The sequence below is a fragment of the Pseudooceanicola sp. genome, from assembly GCF_029213205.1.
GTDB lineage: Bacteria > Pseudomonadota > Alphaproteobacteria > Rhodobacterales > Rhodobacteraceae > Pseudooceanicola.
The window spans coordinates 97,819-113,383 of the sequence record NZ_JARGNH010000007.1 but is presented as its reverse complement, the minus strand read 5'-3'; the positions used below and the strand labels follow the sequence as shown (position 1 = coordinate 113,383).

Sequence of the window (15,565 nt, the reverse complement as noted above, 5' to 3'; positions counted from 1 at the left end):
CTTTTTCATTTTCATCAGACCGGCAGTGATGCTCAGTCAGGACCAGCTAGACCCGGAACACATATTCCTTGTCCTTCTGCCGGTCGATATCGGGCGGGTAATTCGCGTATTTGTCGGCGTAATACTGGATCATGTGGTCGCCCTTGGAGGCGCCGTTATAGGTCGCGTAATAGATCCGGCGGATGTCATCGCTCAGATTCGGCTCCGAGGAATGCGGTGCGTAGCTGTCGAAAAAGATCACATCACCCGGCTCGGTCGGCACCGGCACGAATTCCATCCCCTCCATCTCGGATTCGCTCAACGGTTCCCAGGCCATTTTCAGCCCCTGCTTGTGATGGCCCCCGGCCATCTGCAAACAGCCGTTTTCCAGCGTTGACCGGTCGATACTGACCAGCGCCGAGATGAACATATCGGCGTAATTATACCACCCGGCCTGACTGTCCTGATGCGGTTTGAAGCCATCGCCACCGGGCATCTTGAAGTTGACCTTTTCCTTGAACAACACCGCCGGTTCGCCCAGCAGTTGTGCCATCGGCGCCTTGAGTGCCTCGGTCAGCTCGGCGAACCCGGCGTGAAACGGTGCGATCTTTTCGATCCGGCTGATCAGATCAGCGCCGTCTTTCTGGCTTTTCTCGTGATAGACCCAGTGCCGGCCCGAAACTTCGGGCATCGCCACCAGCTCTTCGGTCCAGGTGGTGATCGTCTGCATGTCTTCGGGCGAAAAAGCCCCGCGTTTGACCAGGTAACCGTCGCGTTTGAATGCAGTCAGATCGTCGCTGTCGAGTGTTGGAATTTGTAGCATCTTCTTCTTTCCCTAGGGTATCCCGGCGAGGATAGCTAAACTGACCGGGGTTGTCATCGGGTTGCGATTATCGTGATATCCCGGGGGCAGTGAGCCGGGTCAGCAATGCGGCGGCGTTGCGCACCCCGAACTTGCGCAGCAGCCGGGCGCGCACGTCCTCGACGCTGCGGGGTGACAGGCCCAGATGCTGGGCAATTTCCTTGCTGGTTTCGCCGCGCGCCAGGCCCGCCACCACATCGCGTTCGCGGGCCGTCAGGCTGGTTGGCTGCGGGCTGGGCATTTGCAGTGCGGCAAAGCTCATCACCAGCCGGGCCAGTGGGTTGTCCGGGGTCAGGGTGCGCGCCCGGAACCGGCACCAAAGCCGGTCACCATTGCGCCGCCGGATCATCCGTTCATCAGAATAGACCCCGTCCCGGGTCAACCGCGAGAGGCCGATATCGCGGATGGTTTCGAACTCCTGCTCGGTCTCGTAGAGCAGGCGAAAGCTCTGCCCGTTCAGCGCCTCACGCGGCCAGCCAAACAGATCGGCGAAGGTGGCGTTGCAGATCCGGATGATTCGATCCTCGGTCAGAACAAGGCCGACCGGTGCCTGATCAAAGGCGGTAATCAGGGCCTTTTGCGCCTCAACTGCCATCAATTCGGGATTGGCTGGCAGGGTGGACTCTGGCCTGGTGTCATCGGTCATTGCGGTTGGCCCCGTGGTTCTACGGTATCGACACCGTAGCGAGAGCCATGCAGGCTGGTCCAGTTGAAAGGGATCACCATGGACAAGATCGCCGACCTCACCCGCGCAATCGATTCCCGCCGGGAGGAGCTGATTGCCCTGACCCAGGACCTGATCCGGATCCCGACGCTGAACCCGCCGGGCGAGAATTACCGCGAGATTTGCGACTATCTGGACGCCCGCCTGTCGGCGCGCGGGTTTCAGACCGAATTGGTCCGCGCCCATGGCAGCCCCGGCGACAGCGACCGATACCCGCGCTGGAACATCATCGCCCGGCGCGAGGGCGCGCATCCGGGTGACTGCGTGCATTTCAATTCGCACATCGACGTGGTCGATGTCGGGCGCGGCTGGACCAGGGATCCGTTCGGCGGTGAGCTGGCCGATGGCAAGATCTATGGCCGGGGGGCCTGCGACATGAAGGGCGGGCTGGCGGCCTCGATCATCGCCGCCGAGGCGTTTATCGAAATTTGCCCGGACTTCGCCGGCGCAGTCGAGATTTCCGGCACTGCGGATGAGGAATCCGGCGGCTTTGGCGGTGTCGCCTATCTGGCGCAAGAGGGCTGGTTCAACCCCGACCGGGTGCAACATGTGATCATCCCCGAGCCGCTGAACAAGGATCGGATCTGTCTGGGCCATCGCGGCGTCTGGTGGGCCGAGATCGAGACATTCGGCGAGATCGCCCATGGCTCGATGCCGTTTCTGGGCGATTGTGCGGTCCGGCACATGGGCGCGGTGCTGAGCGAGATGGAAACCTCGCTGTTCCCGGCGCTGGCGGCCAAACGCACCGATATGCCGGTGGTGCCGGACGGTGCCAAGCAATCGACGCTGAACATCAATTCGCTGCATGGCGGCCAGTCTGAAATCTTGAAACCGGGCACCGGATTGCCCAGCCCGGTGGTGCCGGATTCCTGCCGGATGGTGATCGACCGGCGCTTTCTGATCGAGGAAAACATCGACGATGTGCAGGCCGAGGTCACCGAGGTACTGGAGCGGGTGAAATCCGGGCGGCCCCGGTTCGATTACGACATCCGCGAAATGCATCGGGTGCTGCCAACCATGACCGAACGCGACGCGCCGGTGGTCAGCACCGTCGCCCAGGCGATTCGCGACACCCTGGGGCGCGAGCCGGATTACGTGGTTTCGCCAGGCACTTATGACCAGAAACACATAGATCGCATCGGAAAGCTGAAGAACTGCATCGCTTATGGCCCCGGCATTCTGGACCTTGCTCACAAACCCGATGAATATGTCGGCGTGGATGATATGGTCGATTCCGCAAAGGTCATGGGGCTGAGCCTCCTGACCCTGCTCGGATCAAAGACTTGAAGCGCCGCTCAGACGCGGCGCATTAGCAGGGAGCCATCGATGAAACCCTTTACCTTTCTGACCCGCGCCGGACTCGCCTCGGCGATTGCCGTGACGGCTTCGCTTGCGATGGCCGCGCCGCGCACCGATCTGACCTTGGGCCAACAACTGGAACCGCCGCACCTCGATCCGACCTCGGCCGCTGCCGGGGCGATTGATGCGGTGGTCTATTCCAACATCTTTGAGGGGCTGACCCGCTTTGCCAGTGACGGGGCGGTGATCCCCGGCCTGGCGCGCAGCTGGGAGATCTCCTCCGACGGGCTGACCTATACCTTCCATCTGGCGAAGGGCGTCAAGTTTCACGACGGCAGCAGCATGGACGCCGAGGATGTGAAATTCAGTCTCGACCGCGCCCGCGCCGAGGATAGCGCCAATGCGCAAAAGGCGCTGTTCGCCGGGATCGCATCGGTCGACGTGGTCGATCCGATGACCGTCAAGGTGACGCTGAAAGCGCCGCAGGGCAATTTCCTGTTCAACATGGCCTGGGGCGATGCGGTGATCGTCGCACCCGAGTCGATTGAGAACATCAAGACGATGCCGGTCGGCACTGGCGCCTTCAAATTCGCCAACTGGGTGCAGGGCGATCATATCGATATCGTCAAGAACCCTGACTACTGGGGCACCCCGGCCAAGCTGGACAAGGTGACGTTCAAGTTCATCAGCGACCCGACCGCCGCCTTTGCCGCGGTGATGGCCGAGGATGTTCAGGCCTTTGGCGCCTTCCCGGCCCCGGAAAACCTGCCGCAATTCGACGCTGATCCGCGTTTCAAGGTGCTGGTTGGCTCGACCGAAGGCGAAACCATCCTGGCGATCAACAACAAGATGCCGCCGTTTGATAACGTCAAGGTGCGCGAGGCGGTGGCCCATGCGATCAACCGTCAGGAAATCATCGACGGTGCGCAATTCGGCTATGGCACCCCGATCGGCACCCATTTCGCGCCGCACAACCCGGACTATGTCGACCTGACCGCGCTGTCGAATTACGACCCTGAAAAATCGAAAGCGCTGTTGAAAGAGGCCGGGGTGAAGACGCCGATCAAGGTCAAGATGACCCTGCCGCCGCCGTCCTATGCCCGCCGTGGCGGTGAAATCATCGCCGCGCAGCTGCGTCAGGTCGGGATCGAGCCGCAGATCGAAAACGTCGAATGGGCGCAATGGCTGGAAGGCACGTTCCGGGGCAAGGATTTCGCCCTGACCATCGTTTCGCACACCGAACCGATGGATATCGGCATCTACGCCCGCCCGGATTACTACTTTCAATATGACAATCCGGCGTTCCAGGAGCTGATGACGAGTCTCGATTTTGAAACCGATCCGGCCAAACGCTCGGCCTTGCTGAAAACGGCGCAGGACATCATCGCCAAGGATTACGTCAACGCCTATCTGTTCGAACTTCCTTACCTGACCGTCGCCAATGCCAAGATCGAAGGGATGTGGGTGAACGCGCCAACCCAGGCCGCGGACATGACTGCGGTCTACTGGACCGAGTGACCCTGACGTGCCGGGTACATCCGTGCTTCTCGTGACCCCGGCCGTCCCGCGGCGCGCAGCCTGTGCAAGGGCTGAGCGCCGCATCGCGCGACATCGGCGGGGCGCCGCGCGCGGCCTGCCGGACACTCTCTTGCGATCCTGATCCTGGATGGTGCGTTATACCCTGAAACGTCTGGTGTCGCTGGTGATCAGCCTGGCCGTGGCGTCGGTGGTGATCTTTCTGGCCATCGAGGTGCTGCCGGGTGATCCGGCGGCCTATATGCTGGGCGTCAATGCCCAGGAGGACACGCTGGCGGCGCTGCGCGATCAGCTGGGTCTGAATGGCACCGCCTGGGCGCGCTATTCCACCTGGATCGGCGGCATGTTGCAGGGTGATTTCGGCACCTCTTACACCTATCGCACCCCGGTTGCGGAAATGATCGGCGACCGGATGCAGGTGTCACTGCCGCTGGCTCTGATGGCGCTGACCCTGTCCACGGTGATCGCCTTTCCGGCGGGGATCTTGGCGGCCTCACGGCGCGGGTCGTTCGCCGATGTGTTGATCATGGGGATCACCCAGCTGGGGGTTGCGATCCCGAATTTCTGGTTCGCGATGCTGATGGTGCTGGTGTTTGCCATCAACCTGCGCTGGTTCGGCGCCGGTGGTTTTGCAGGCTGGGAGGCAGGGTTGCTGCCGGGGCTCAAATCGCTGACCCTGCCGGCGATCGCGCTGGCGCTGCCGCAGGCCTCGATCCTGGCGCGGATCATGCGCTCATCGCTGCTCGACACGTTGACCGAGGATTTCATCCGCACCGCCCGTGCCAAGGGGTTGAGCCGCGCCCAGGCGCTGCGCCGCCATGCGCTGCGCAATGCGCTGATTCCGGTGCTGACCATCATCGGGCTGCAATTCTCATTCCTGCTGGCCGGGGCGATCATCATCGAAAACGTGTTTTTCCTGCCCGGCCTCGGGCGGCTGATCTTTCAGGCGATTTCGTCGCGCGACCTGATCGTGGTGGAATCGGTGGTCATGCTCCTGGTGTTCGCGGTGGTGATGGTGAATTTCGCCGTCGAAATCGCCTATGCGCTGGTCGATCCAAGGCTGCGGGCGTCGCGATGAGCGATCCGCGCACCCATATCAACCCGAAGGGCGTCGATCTGCGGCTTTGGCGGCAGGTGTTCAGCTCGCGGTCGCTGGCGCTGGGGCTGGTCCTGACCCTGATCTTTACCGGCGCCGCGCTGCTGTCGCTGATCTGGACCCCATATGACATTGAAACCCTGAACATCGCCAACAAGATCAAGACCCCGAGCGCCGCGCATTGGCTGGGCACCGATCATTTCGGTCGCGATATCCTGTCGATGATCATGGTTGGTGCCCGCACTTCGATCGCGGTCGCGGTGGTGGCGGTGGGCATCGGCATGACCTTCGGGGTGCCGCTGGGCCTGTTCGCAGCGGCGCGCAAGGGCTCGGTGCTGGATGAGCTGATCATGCGGGCCAATGACCTGATCTTTGCCTTTCCTGCACTGCTGATCGCGATCATGATCACCGCGACTTTCGGCGCCTCGGCGGTGAATGCGATCATCGCCATCGGGGTGTTCAACATCCCGGTCTTTGCCCGGCTGACGCGATCCGGCGCGCTGACCCTGTGGCAACGCGAATTCGTGCTCGCGGCGCGGGTGGCGGGCAAGAACGCGGCGCGGATTTCGTTTGAGCATATCCTGCCCAATGTCACCAACCTGCTGATCGTGCAGGGGACGATCCAGTTCTCGCTCGGGATCCTGGCCGAGGCCGGGCTGAGCTATGTCGGCCTGGGTGCGCAACCGCCGATTCCGTCCTGGGGACGGATGCTGGCCGACAGCCAGACGATGATTTCCTTTGCCCCGCATATGGCGCTGTTTCCCGGCCTCGCGATCCTGTTGACGGTGCTGGGGCTGAATCTGATGGGTGACGGGCTGCGCGATCTGTTTGATCCGAAACTCAGGCGGGCAAGGTCATGAGCCTGCTTGCGATTTCGAACCTCGATCTGGAGATTCACGGCACCCCGATCCTGCGCGATGTCTCGCTCTCGGTCGATCCCGGCCAGATTGTCGGGATCATCGGTGAAAGCGGATCCGGCAAGTCGATGACCGCCTTTGCGGTGCTGCAGCTGTTGCCGAACGGTGCCGCGTGCCGAGGCCGGGTGGCGCTGTCGGGCCATGACATGCTGGCCCTGTCCGAACCGGCGCTCTGCGCCCTGCGTGGCAATGAGGTCGGGATGGTGTTTCAGGAACCGATGACCGCGCTCAACCCGATCCGCACCATTGGCGATCAGGTGGCGGAAACCATCCTGATCCATGAGACGGTCAGCCGGGACGAGGCGATGAAACGGGCGCGCGATGCGCTGAACCGGGTCGAACTGCCCGAGGATCGGTTCCCGCTCAGCCGCTATCCGCATGAGCTTTCGGGGGGGCAACGGCAACGGGTGGTGATCGCCATGGCCATCGCCCTGCGCCCCAAGCTGTTGATCGCGGATGAACCAACCACCGCGCTGGATGTGACGACGCAGGCGCAGATCCTGGATCTGCTGACCCGGCTGGTGCGTGAGGACGGGATGGGCATGCTGATGATCACCCATGACCTGGCGGTGGTCGCGGGCATGGCCGATGAGATCGTCATCATGCAGCGGGGGCGGGTTGTCGAACGCGGGGCTTGTCCGGCGATCTTTTCGGCGCTGAAACACCCCTATTCGCAGGCGCTTCTGGCGGCGTCGTCGCATCACCCGGACCGCGACGCGCATCAGGCCGCGCCGCCGCTGCTGGAACTGCGCCGGGTGGTCCGCGACTACCGCCTGCCACGCAAGACCCTGTTCGGCCCGCCGCAGGTGATCCATGCGGTGCGCGACGTGTCATTCGCGGTGGAACGGGGCGAAAGCCTGGGCCTGGTCGGTGAATCCGGCTGCGGGAAATCGACCCTGACCCGGGCGATCCTGGGGCTGGAACAGGTGCAGGGCGGCTCGATCACCCTGGACGGTCAGCCGGTGTTTGACGGCCAGGTGGTGAATCGCGCAGTGCGCCGCCGGATGCAGGTGGTGTTTCAGGACCCCTACGGGTCCTTTAACCCGCGCCACCGGGTTGCGCGGCTGGTTGCCGAACCGTTCCATCTGCTCGAGTCCCCGCCGCAGGGCGCGGCGCGTGAGGCGGCGATTGATGTGGCGCTGCTGTCTGTGGGTCTGACCGCGGATGACAAACACAAGTACATCCATGAATTTTCCGGCGGTCAGCGCCAGCGCATCGCCATCGCCCGCGCTCTGATCATCAAGCCCGATCTGATCATCCTGGACGAGGCGGTTTCAGCGCTCGACGTGCAGGTGCACGCGCAAATCCTCGATCTTCTGGCCGATCTGTCGACGCGCTTTGGGTTGACCTATCTGTTCATCAGCCATGATCTGTCGGTGGTGCGTTCGATCACCGACCGGGTGCTGGTGATGAAATCCGGCGAGATCGTCGAGCAGGGGCCGACCGCAGAGGTGTTTGACGCGCCCCGGCACCCCTATACGCAACAATTGATCGCGGCAGCGCCGAAACTGCCCGACAGCACCGCCGCCTGAGGAGGGCGCAGGATGGCAGACCCGCTTTCGCTTTGGTTCGACCCGTCAAAATGCCTGATCGGTGGCGACTGGGTCGCCCCGGCTGGCGCTGGCGCGCTATATGGAATTCTATGGCGGTGCGGCGGACAAGCTGATGGGTGAAACCATCCCCTATCTCGACGGCTATACCGTCTACACCCTGCGCGAGCCGCATGGGGTGACCGGCCATATCGTGCCGTGGAACTACCCGATGCAGATCATCGGCCGCTCGGTCGGCGCGGCGCTGGCCACCGGCAACGCCTGCGTGCTGAAGCCCGCCGAGGATGCCTGCCTGACCGCGCTGGCCTTTGCGTCTCTGGCGAAGGAGGCCGGATTGCCGGACGGCGCGCTGAACGTGGTGCCGGGGCTGGGCAGTGAGGCGGGCGCGGCGCTGTCGGCGCATCCCGGGGTGCAGCACATCAGCTTTACCGGGTCTGTCGCCACCGGGGCGGCGGTGCAGGCGGCGGCGGCGGCAAATGTGGTGCCGGTGACGCTGGAACTGGGCGGGAAATCACCGCAGCTGGTCTTTGCTGATGCCGATCTGGACGCGGCTTTGCCGTTTCTGGTGAATGCGGGCATCCAGAATTGTGGGCAGACCTGTTCAGCCTCGTCCCGGATATTGGTTGAGCGGTCGCGCTATGACGAATTGCTGACGAAAATGGCAGAGCGGTATGCTGCGCTCAGGGTCGGGCGGGCGGTCGACGATTTCGATGTCGGGCCGCTGATTTCCGCCAAACAACGCGACCTCGTCGCGGGGTTCCTCGATCAGGGCAGTGATCTGGAGGTCGCGGCGCGCCCGATCCTCGGGGATCTGCCCGAGGCGGGCTATTACATCGCCCCGACCCTGTTTGCCGGGGCCAGCGGCGACCACGCGCTGGCGCAGCAGGAAATATTCGGCCCGGTGCAGGTGGTCATCCCCTTTGATGACGAGGCCGAGGCGGTGCGCCTCGCCAATGGCACCGATTACGGGCTTGTCGCCTCGGTCTGGACCCGCGATGGCGCCCGCCAAATGCGGCTGGCCCGGGCGATCAAGGCCGGGCAGGTGTTCATCAACAATTACGGCGCGGGGGGCGGGGTGGAATTGCCATTCGGCGGCGTCGGGAAATCCGGGCATGGGCGGGAAAAAGGGTTTGAGGCGCTGTATGGCTTCACCACCCTGAAAACCGTCGCGGCCTGTCATGGCTGAGGGAGAGAGCGCATGAGACTGCAAGGAAAAACCGCCATTGTCACTGGCGCGGCGCAGGGGTTTGGCGCCGGTATTGCCCGCCGGTTCGCCGAACAGGGCGCAAGGGTGATGGTCGCGGATATTCAGGGTGAGGCCGCCGCGAAAATGGCGGCTGAAATCGACGGCATCGGCTGCGCGGTCGATGTCGGTGACGGGGCCAGCGTGCAGGCGATGGTGGAGGCCGCCAACGCCGCCTTTGGCCAGGTCGACATTCTGGTGAACAACGCCGGGATCAGCCATATGCCGAAACCGATGGAGGAGGTCACCGAAGAGGAATTCGACCGCGTCCTCAGGGTGAATGCCAAATCGGTCTACCTGACCGCCCGCGCCCTGGTGCCGGCGATGAAGGCCCGCAAGAGCGGCGCGATCTGCAACATCTCGTCGACCGCCGGGATCAGCCCGCGGCCGAACCTGAACTGGTATAACGCCTCAAAGGGCTGGATGATGACCGCGACGCAGACCATGGCGATCGAACTGGCCCCCCTTGGCATTCGCGTCAACGCGGTGAACCCGGTGGCGGGCGAAACCCCTCTGCTGCCGACCTTCATGGGCGAAGACACCCCCGAGATGCGCGCCAAGTTCCTGTCGACGATTCCGCTGGGGCGGCTGTCGACACCGCTGGACATTGCCAATGCGGCGCTGTTTCTGTGCAGCGAAGAGGCGTCGATGGTGACAGGCGTCTGCCTGCCGGTCGATGGCGGGCGCTGTATCTAGGCTGAAAAAGAGACTGAATTGACATATCTCGATGACATTTGCCCCGGGTGCCCGCGCGCCGGGCTGAGGGGCGTGCTGCTGGTTGGGCGACTTTAGATGCGCAAGGATATCGTCCTGCTCGGGCTGGCCTATGTGCTGTCGCAATTCTACCGCAGTTTTCTGTCGGTCCTGACGGTGCCGTTGCAACGCGACCTTGGCGCCACCCCCGAGGAAATGGCCAATGCCTCGGGTTTGTGGTTCCTGTTCTTTGCGCTGTCGCAGATCCCGGTCGGCGCGATGCTCGACCGGATCGGACCGCGCCGGACCGCGGCCTGGCTGCTGCTGTTTGGCGGCGGCGGCGGCGCCGCGACCTTTGTGGTGGCGACCGCGCCCTGGCACATATCGCTGGGCATGGCGCTGCTGGGCATCGGCTGCGCGCCGGTGCTGATGGCGGCCTATTACATCCTGGCCCGCGAATACCCGCCGTCGCGGTTTTCAACCTATGCCGGGCTGATCGTCGGTATCGGCACCACTGGCAGCATCTTTTCCTCGCTGCCGCTGGTCTGGGCGGTCGATCTGTTCGGCTGGCGCGGCACGATGGCCGTGCTGGCCGGGCTCAGCATTGCCGCCGCCCTTGGTATTCTGGTGGTGGTGCGCGATCCGGCGCGGGTCACAGTGGAAAAACACGGATCGATCTTTGACATCCTGCGGATTCCGGCGATGTGGCCGATCCTGCCACTGATGACGGTCTGCTACCTGCCCGCGGGCGGGTTTCGCGGCGTCTGGACCGGCCCCTACCTGACCGAGGTCTATGGCGCCGATTTCGCCACCATCGGCACCGTGGCGCTGATCCTCGGGGTGGCGGTGGTGGCCGGCACCCTGGCCTATGGTCCGGGCGAGTTGGTTTTTCGCACCCGGAAATGGCTGGCGGCGGTTGGCGTCGCGATTGCCACCCTGACCTGCTTTGCCCTGATTGTGCTGCCGCCTAGCGGCATCTGGCAGGCGGCGATCCTGATCGCGGCGCTCTGTTTCTTCTCGTCCTGCTATTCGTTGCTGATCTCGCATGGCCGGGCCTTTGTGCCGCCGCATCTGATCGGGCGCGGGGTGACGCTGCTGAACCTTTGCGGGATGATGGGGGTTGGCGGATCACAATTGATCACCGGGCGAATCTATGCCGCCGAAGCCGCTGCCGGCAGCAGCCCGGCCCAGACCTATGACGCGATATTCCTGTTCTATGGCGTGGCCCTGGCGCTGGGTTTGGTGGCCTATCTGTTTTCCCGTGATCGCCTGGACTGATTGCCACCATCAGCAGAAGTCGCTTTCGTCGGGAATGCCCTTACTTTAAGACCCGTTCGGAATGAATGGAGTCGATCCTATGGGCTATAAAGTCGTCGTCGCGGGTGCCACCGGCAATGTGGGCCGCGAAATGCTGAATATTCTGGCCGAACGGGAATTCCCGGTCGATCAGATCGCCGTGCTGGCCAGCCGCCGGTCACTGGGTACCGAGGTGAGCTTTGGCGACAAGACGTTGAAGGTCCAGGACCTCGCCACGTTCGATTTCACCGGCTGGGACATTGCCCTGTTCGCGGTCGGATCCGGCCCGACCAAGGAATTCGCGCCGAAGGCCGCCAAGTCGGGCTGCGTGGTGATCGATAATTCGTCGCTCTATCGCTACGATTCGGATGTGCCGCTGATCGTGCCGGAGGTGAACGCCGCCGCGATTCATGGCTATGCCAAGAAAAACATCATCGCCAACCCGAATTGTTCGACCGCACAGATGGTTGTGGCGCTGAAACCGCTGCATGACCGGGCGCGGATCAAACGGGTGGTGGTGTCGACCTATCAAGCGGTCTCGGGCGCCGGCAAAGAGGGGGCGGACGAGCTCTGGGATCAGACCAAGTCGATCTACAATCCCGTGACCGAAGTGCCGCCGAAGAAGTTCCAGAAACAGATCGCCTTTAACGTGATTCCGCAGATCGATGTCTTCATGGAAGACGGATCGACCAAGGAAGAATGGAAGATGGTGGTCGAGACCAAGAAGATTATGGACCCCGGCATCAAGCTCACCGCGACCTGTGTGCGGGTGCCGGTGTTCGTCGGCCATTGCGAAGCGATCAATGTCGAATTCGAGGATTTCCTCGACGAGGACGAGGCCCGTGATATCCTGCGCGAGGCGCCGGGTTGCATGGTGATCGACAAGCGCGAGGACGGCGGCTACGTCAGCCCGGTCGAATGCGTCGGCGATTTCGCCACCTTCATCTCGCGGATCCGCCAGGATTCGACCATCGACAACGGCCTGAACCTCTGGGTGGTCTCTGACAACCTGCGCAAGGGCGCGGCGCTGAACGCGGTGCAGATCGCCGAAGTTCTGGGCCGGGACTGCCTGAAAAAAGGTTGAGGCCTGGGTCCGCCTGAGGTGGGCCGGCACGTCGTTTGAACAGGTCTGCCCGACCGGATGGCCGGGCACGGCTCTCTGCTTAGCTGACAAATCGCCCGGACTCTTGTGTCCCGATTCTGAGTGTGGGACACTCCGACCAACGAGCGGATCAACCAGAAAACAGGCCTGATGAGCGACGCTGCCCAGCTTCTTCGCGATGTATTCGGATTCGACGGCTTTCGCCCTGGTCAGGCTGAAATCGTCGACGCGGTCTCGGCCAATCACAATGTGCTGGCGATCATGCCGACGGGGGGCGGCAAGTCTCTGTGCTTTCAGCTCCCGGCGTTGTTGTCGGAAGGGGTGACCGTCGTCATCTCGCCGCTGATCGCATTGATGCGCGATCAGGTGCGGGCGCTGCGTGAGGCCGGGGTCGAGGCCGGGGCGCTGACTTCGGGCAACACCCAGGACGAAACCGATTACGTCTGGGACCGGATCGAGGCCGGGGCGCTGAAGCTGCTCTATCTCGCGCCGGAACGCCTCGCCGCTGACGGCACAATGCGGATGTTGCGGCGGATTGGGGTCACACGGGTCGCGGTGGACGAGGCGCATTGCGTCAGCCAATGGGGCCATGATTTCCGCCCCGATTACCTGCGCATCGGCGAATTGCGCCGGGCGCTGAACGTGCCGGTTGCCGCCTTTACCGCCACCGCCGATGCCGAGACCCGCGAGGAAATCATCGCCCGGCTGTTCGACGGGCAGGCGCCGACGACTTTTCTGCACGGGTTTGACCGTCCCAATATCCACCTCGCCTTTGCCGCCAAGGACAACCCGCGCCGCCAGATCCTCGACTTCGCCGCCGCCCGCAAAGGCCAGTCCGGCATCGTCTATTGCGGCACCAGGGCCAAGACCGAGACCCTGGCCAGGGCGCTGGGCGAGGCCCGGCATCTGGCCATCCATTACCATGGCGGGATGGACGCCGAGGATCGGCGCATCGCGGAAACCAGGTTTCAGCGCGAGGACGGGCTGATCGTTGTCGCCACCGTCGCCTTTGGCATGGGGGTCGACAAGCCGGATATCCGCTGGGTTGCCCATGCGGATCTGCCCAAGAGCATCGAGGCCTATTATCAGGAAATCGGCCGCGCCGGGCGCGATGGCGTCGCGGCGGAAACCCTGACCTTGTTCGGTGCCGATGACATCCGCCTGCGCCGCTCGCAGATCGACGAGGGGCTGGCACCGCCAGAGCGGCGGATTGCCGATCACGGGCGGCTGAATGCGCTGCTGGGTCTGGCCGAGGCGCTGGGCTGTCGCCGTCAGGTGCTGCTGGGGTATTTCGGTGAAACCTCGGAACCCTGCGGCAATTGCGACCTCTGTGATCGCCCGCCCGAAGTGTTCGATGCGACCGAGGCGGTGCGCAAGGCGCTGTCGGCGATCCTGCGCACCGAGGAATGGTTTGGCGCTGGGCATCTGACCGATATCCTGACCGGCACCGCCACCGACAAGGTCCGGGCGCGCGGGCACGATTCACTGCCGACCTTTGGCGTCGGACAGGAATTTTCGCGCCGCGAATGGGCGGCGGTGTTCCGGCAGATGATGGGCCGCGATCTGATCCGCCCGAATCCCGACCGTCACGGCGCGCTGACCATGACCGAGGCGGCCCGCCCGATCCTGCGCGGCGAGGCCGAGATCGCCCTGCGCCGCGACAGTATTGACCAGGCCGGCAGCAAATCCCGGCGTCCGGCGGTGAAAACGCTGGTGTCGGAAGAGGACGAGCCGCTGTTGTCGGCGCTGAAGGCGAAACGCCGGGCGCTGGCCGAGGCGGCGCGGGTCCCCGCCTATGTGATCTTCCCGGACCGGACGCTGATCGAAATGGTCGAAACCCGGCCGCAGACTCTGGATGATATGGCGCGGGTCGGCGGTGTCGGCGCGAAAAAGCTGGAACGCTATGGCGCCACCTTTCTGGCGGTGATCACCGGCGAAAGTGATGACGTGCATCCGGCGCGGCGCAAACTGGCCGGGCGGACCTCAGGCGATCTCTATGACCGGCTGATGCAGGCGCAGACCGATCTGACGCGCGGTTCCGACGGCATCGACAAACCGCTCAGCTGTTCGGCAGCGCTGCTGGCCAAGGTGGCGGCGGCGCGCCCTGACAGTGAGGACGGGCTGACCCGGATCCTGGGTGAGCGGCGCGCGGAACGGTTCGGCGCGGCGTTTCTGGACGTGCTGCGCGCGGCGGGCTAAATCATCGGCTAAAGCCAAGGGGGCCTGCCATGCTGATCGTGATTTCACCGGCCAAAAAGCTGGACTGGAGCGCCCGGGACGGCGCCATGACCACCCCGGATTTCATTGCCGAGGCCAACAGTCTGGCCCGGACCATGCGCAATCTCAGCCTGCGTGATCTGCGCGGCTTGATGAGTCTCTCCGACGATCTGGCGCGGCTGAACCGGGATCGGTTCCGCGCCTTTGCCGATGCGCCCGAGGCGGAGACGCTGCGCCCTGCCGCCCTGGCCTTTGCCGGGGACACCTATCAGGGGCTGCGGGCGGGTGATTTCAGCGCTGAAGAGATGGCAGCGGCGCAGGCGCGTCTGCGGATCCTGTCGGGGCTTTATGGGGTGCTGCGACCGCTGGACGGGATTCAGCCCTATCGGTTGGAAATGGGCAGCCGATTAAAGACCCGGCGCGGGGCCACGCTCTATGACTTCTGGCGCGACCTGCCGGCCCGGACGCTCAGGCAGCAGGCGGATCAGATCGGCACCGATACGCTGGTGAATTGCGCCAGCCAGGAATATTTCGGCGCGGTCGACCTGAGGCGGCTGGGGCTGAATGTGATCACCCCGGTGTTCCTTGAGGCCGAGGGGGACTCGGCCAAGATGATCAGCTTTTTCGCCAAACGGGCGCGTGGGGCGATGGCGCGCTGGCTGATCGTCAACCGGGTGACGACACCTGCCGATCTCATCGGTTTTGACCTCGACGGCTATGGCTTTGACGCGGCCCGCTCCGAACCGGGGCGCCTGGCATTTGTGCGGGCACGCCGCGCCGTCGCCTGAGCTGTCAACGCGATCACCGGCACAGGCGCCCTGACCCTTGCCGGCCTCTTCGATACGGATGCGTCGGGTTGCCGCTTTGCCGACGATGATCGGCATCGAGATACCCATGAATATCATGTCTGGCCGTAGGTCACGCCCGGCCTGGAGCGCCTCTTCTCCGTTGCTGACGAAATGCAGCCCGACCCGGGCGGAGGTAAGGGGTGTCTGAAACACCCTGCGGTTGGTCGGATGTCGCCAAGCTGGCTGAGCTTGGTGAACAAAGC

General features: G+C 63.7%; 13 protein-coding genes. 11 read left to right on the top strand and 2 right to left on the bottom strand.

Annotated features, from left to right (window positions below; translation table 11 throughout):
- Positions 1-46: 46 nt before the first annotated feature.
- Positions 47-802 (bottom strand): phytanoyl-CoA dioxygenase family protein, encoded by a 756-nt coding sequence (locus P1U48_RS07910; protein WP_301068402.1) that lies wholly within the window; start codon positions 800-802, stop codon positions 47-49.
- 67 nt (positions 803-869) lie between these two features.
- A complete protein-coding gene (locus P1U48_RS07905) occupies positions 870-1,487 on the bottom strand; it encodes a PAS and helix-turn-helix domain-containing protein (RefSeq protein ID WP_301068401.1) in 618 nt (205 codons plus the stop codon).
- Positions 1,488-1,565: 78 nt separating this feature from the next.
- On the opposite strand from P1U48_RS07905, the gene P1U48_RS07900 reads away from it, so the two are divergent.
- The 11 genes from P1U48_RS07900 (at position 1,566) to yaaA (ending at position 15,302) form a co-directional block, all read left to right on the top strand.
- The gene (locus P1U48_RS07900) at positions 1,566-2,852 is read left to right on the top strand and encodes an acetylornithine deacetylase/succinyl-diaminopimelate desuccinylase family protein (RefSeq protein WP_301068400.1); all 1,287 of its coding nucleotides are present in this window, start codon (positions 1,566-1,568) and stop codon (positions 2,850-2,852) included.
- A 39-nt stretch (positions 2,853-2,891) separates the two neighbouring features.
- Positions 2,892-4,382 carry an ABC transporter substrate-binding protein gene (locus P1U48_RS07895; protein WP_301068399.1) on the top strand — a complete coding sequence of 497 codons (1,491 nt, stop codon included), beginning with the start codon at positions 2,892-2,894 and terminating at the stop codon, positions 4,380-4,382.
- 148 nt (positions 4,383-4,530) lie between these two features.
- Positions 4,531-5,478: an ABC transporter permease gene (locus tag P1U48_RS07890; protein WP_301068398.1), complete on the top strand. Its 948-nt coding sequence runs from the start codon at positions 4,531-4,533 to the stop codon at positions 5,476-5,478.
- On the top strand, positions 5,475-6,356 hold the full coding sequence (locus P1U48_RS07885; RefSeq protein WP_301068397.1) for an ABC transporter permease: 882 nt from the start codon (positions 5,475-5,477) through the stop codon (positions 6,354-6,356). Before P1U48_RS07890 ends, P1U48_RS07885 begins: the two co-directional genes overlap by 4 nt.
- A complete protein-coding gene (locus tag P1U48_RS07880) occupies positions 6,353-7,945 on the top strand; it encodes an ABC transporter ATP-binding protein (protein ID WP_301068396.1) in 1,593 nt (530 codons plus the stop codon). The genes P1U48_RS07885 and P1U48_RS07880 overlap by 4 nt, the downstream gene beginning before the upstream one ends.
- A gap of 100 nt (positions 7,946-8,045) precedes the next feature.
- The gene (locus tag P1U48_RS07875) at positions 8,046-9,149 is read left to right on the top strand and encodes an aldehyde dehydrogenase family protein (RefSeq protein ID WP_301068463.1); all 1,104 of its coding nucleotides are present in this window, start codon (positions 8,046-8,048) and stop codon (positions 9,147-9,149) included.
- A gap of 12 nt (positions 9,150-9,161) precedes the next feature.
- Positions 9,162-9,902 (top strand): SDR family oxidoreductase, encoded by a 741-nt coding sequence (locus P1U48_RS07870; RefSeq protein WP_301068395.1) that lies wholly within the window; start codon positions 9,162-9,164, stop codon positions 9,900-9,902.
- Positions 9,903-9,998: 96 nt separating this feature from the next.
- Positions 9,999-11,177 carry an MFS transporter gene (locus P1U48_RS07865; protein WP_301068394.1) on the top strand — a complete coding sequence of 393 codons (1,179 nt, stop codon included), beginning with the start codon at positions 9,999-10,001 and terminating at the stop codon, positions 11,175-11,177.
- A gap of 79 nt (positions 11,178-11,256) precedes the next feature.
- On the top strand, positions 11,257-12,279 hold the full coding sequence (locus P1U48_RS07860; RefSeq protein WP_301068393.1) for an aspartate-semialdehyde dehydrogenase: 1,023 nt from the start codon (positions 11,257-11,259) through the stop codon (positions 12,277-12,279).
- Between the two features lie 168 nt (positions 12,280-12,447).
- Entirely contained in the window at positions 12,448-14,496 is a 2,049-nt protein-coding gene (recQ, locus tag P1U48_RS07855) for a DNA helicase RecQ (protein ID WP_301068392.1), read from the top strand.
- Between the two features lie 29 nt (positions 14,497-14,525).
- Positions 14,526-15,302 carry a peroxide stress protein YaaA gene (gene yaaA, locus P1U48_RS07850; protein ID WP_301068391.1) on the top strand — a complete coding sequence of 259 codons (777 nt, stop codon included), beginning with the start codon at positions 14,526-14,528 and terminating at the stop codon, positions 15,300-15,302.
- Positions 15,303-15,565 lie beyond the last annotated feature (263 nt).

What these genes read in the sequence shown, in the direction of transcription:
- P1U48_RS07910 (WP_301068402.1), bottom strand. Translation starts at nt 802, where the DNA reads ATGCTACAAATTCCAACACTCGACAGCGACGATCTGACTGCATTCAAA.
- P1U48_RS07905 (WP_301068401.1), bottom strand. Translation starts at nt 1,487, where the DNA reads ATGACCGATGACACCAGGCCAGAGTCCACCCTGCCAGCCAATCCCGAA.
- P1U48_RS07900 (WP_301068400.1), top strand. Translation starts at nt 1,566, where the DNA reads ATGGACAAGATCGCCGACCTCACCCGCGCAATCGATTCCCGCCGGGAG.
- P1U48_RS07895 (WP_301068399.1), top strand. Translation starts at nt 2,892, where the DNA reads ATGAAACCCTTTACCTTTCTGACCCGCGCCGGACTCGCCTCGGCGATT.
- P1U48_RS07890 (WP_301068398.1), top strand. Translation starts at nt 4,531, where the DNA reads ATGGTGCGTTATACCCTGAAACGTCTGGTGTCGCTGGTGATCAGCCTG.
- P1U48_RS07885 (WP_301068397.1), top strand. Translation starts at nt 5,475, where the DNA reads ATGAGCGATCCGCGCACCCATATCAACCCGAAGGGCGTCGATCTGCGG.
- P1U48_RS07880 (WP_301068396.1), top strand. Translation starts at nt 6,353, where the DNA reads ATGAGCCTGCTTGCGATTTCGAACCTCGATCTGGAGATTCACGGCACC.
- P1U48_RS07875 (WP_301068463.1), top strand. Translation starts at nt 8,046, where the DNA reads ATGGAATTCTATGGCGGTGCGGCGGACAAGCTGATGGGTGAAACCATC.
- P1U48_RS07870 (WP_301068395.1), top strand. Translation starts at nt 9,162, where the DNA reads ATGAGACTGCAAGGAAAAACCGCCATTGTCACTGGCGCGGCGCAGGGG.
- P1U48_RS07865 (WP_301068394.1), top strand. Translation starts at nt 9,999, where the DNA reads ATGCGCAAGGATATCGTCCTGCTCGGGCTGGCCTATGTGCTGTCGCAA.
- P1U48_RS07860 (WP_301068393.1), top strand. Translation starts at nt 11,257, where the DNA reads ATGGGCTATAAAGTCGTCGTCGCGGGTGCCACCGGCAATGTGGGCCGC.
- recQ (WP_301068392.1), top strand. Translation starts at nt 12,448, where the DNA reads ATGAGCGACGCTGCCCAGCTTCTTCGCGATGTATTCGGATTCGACGGC.
- yaaA (WP_301068391.1), top strand. Translation starts at nt 14,526, where the DNA reads ATGCTGATCGTGATTTCACCGGCCAAAAAGCTGGACTGGAGCGCCCGG.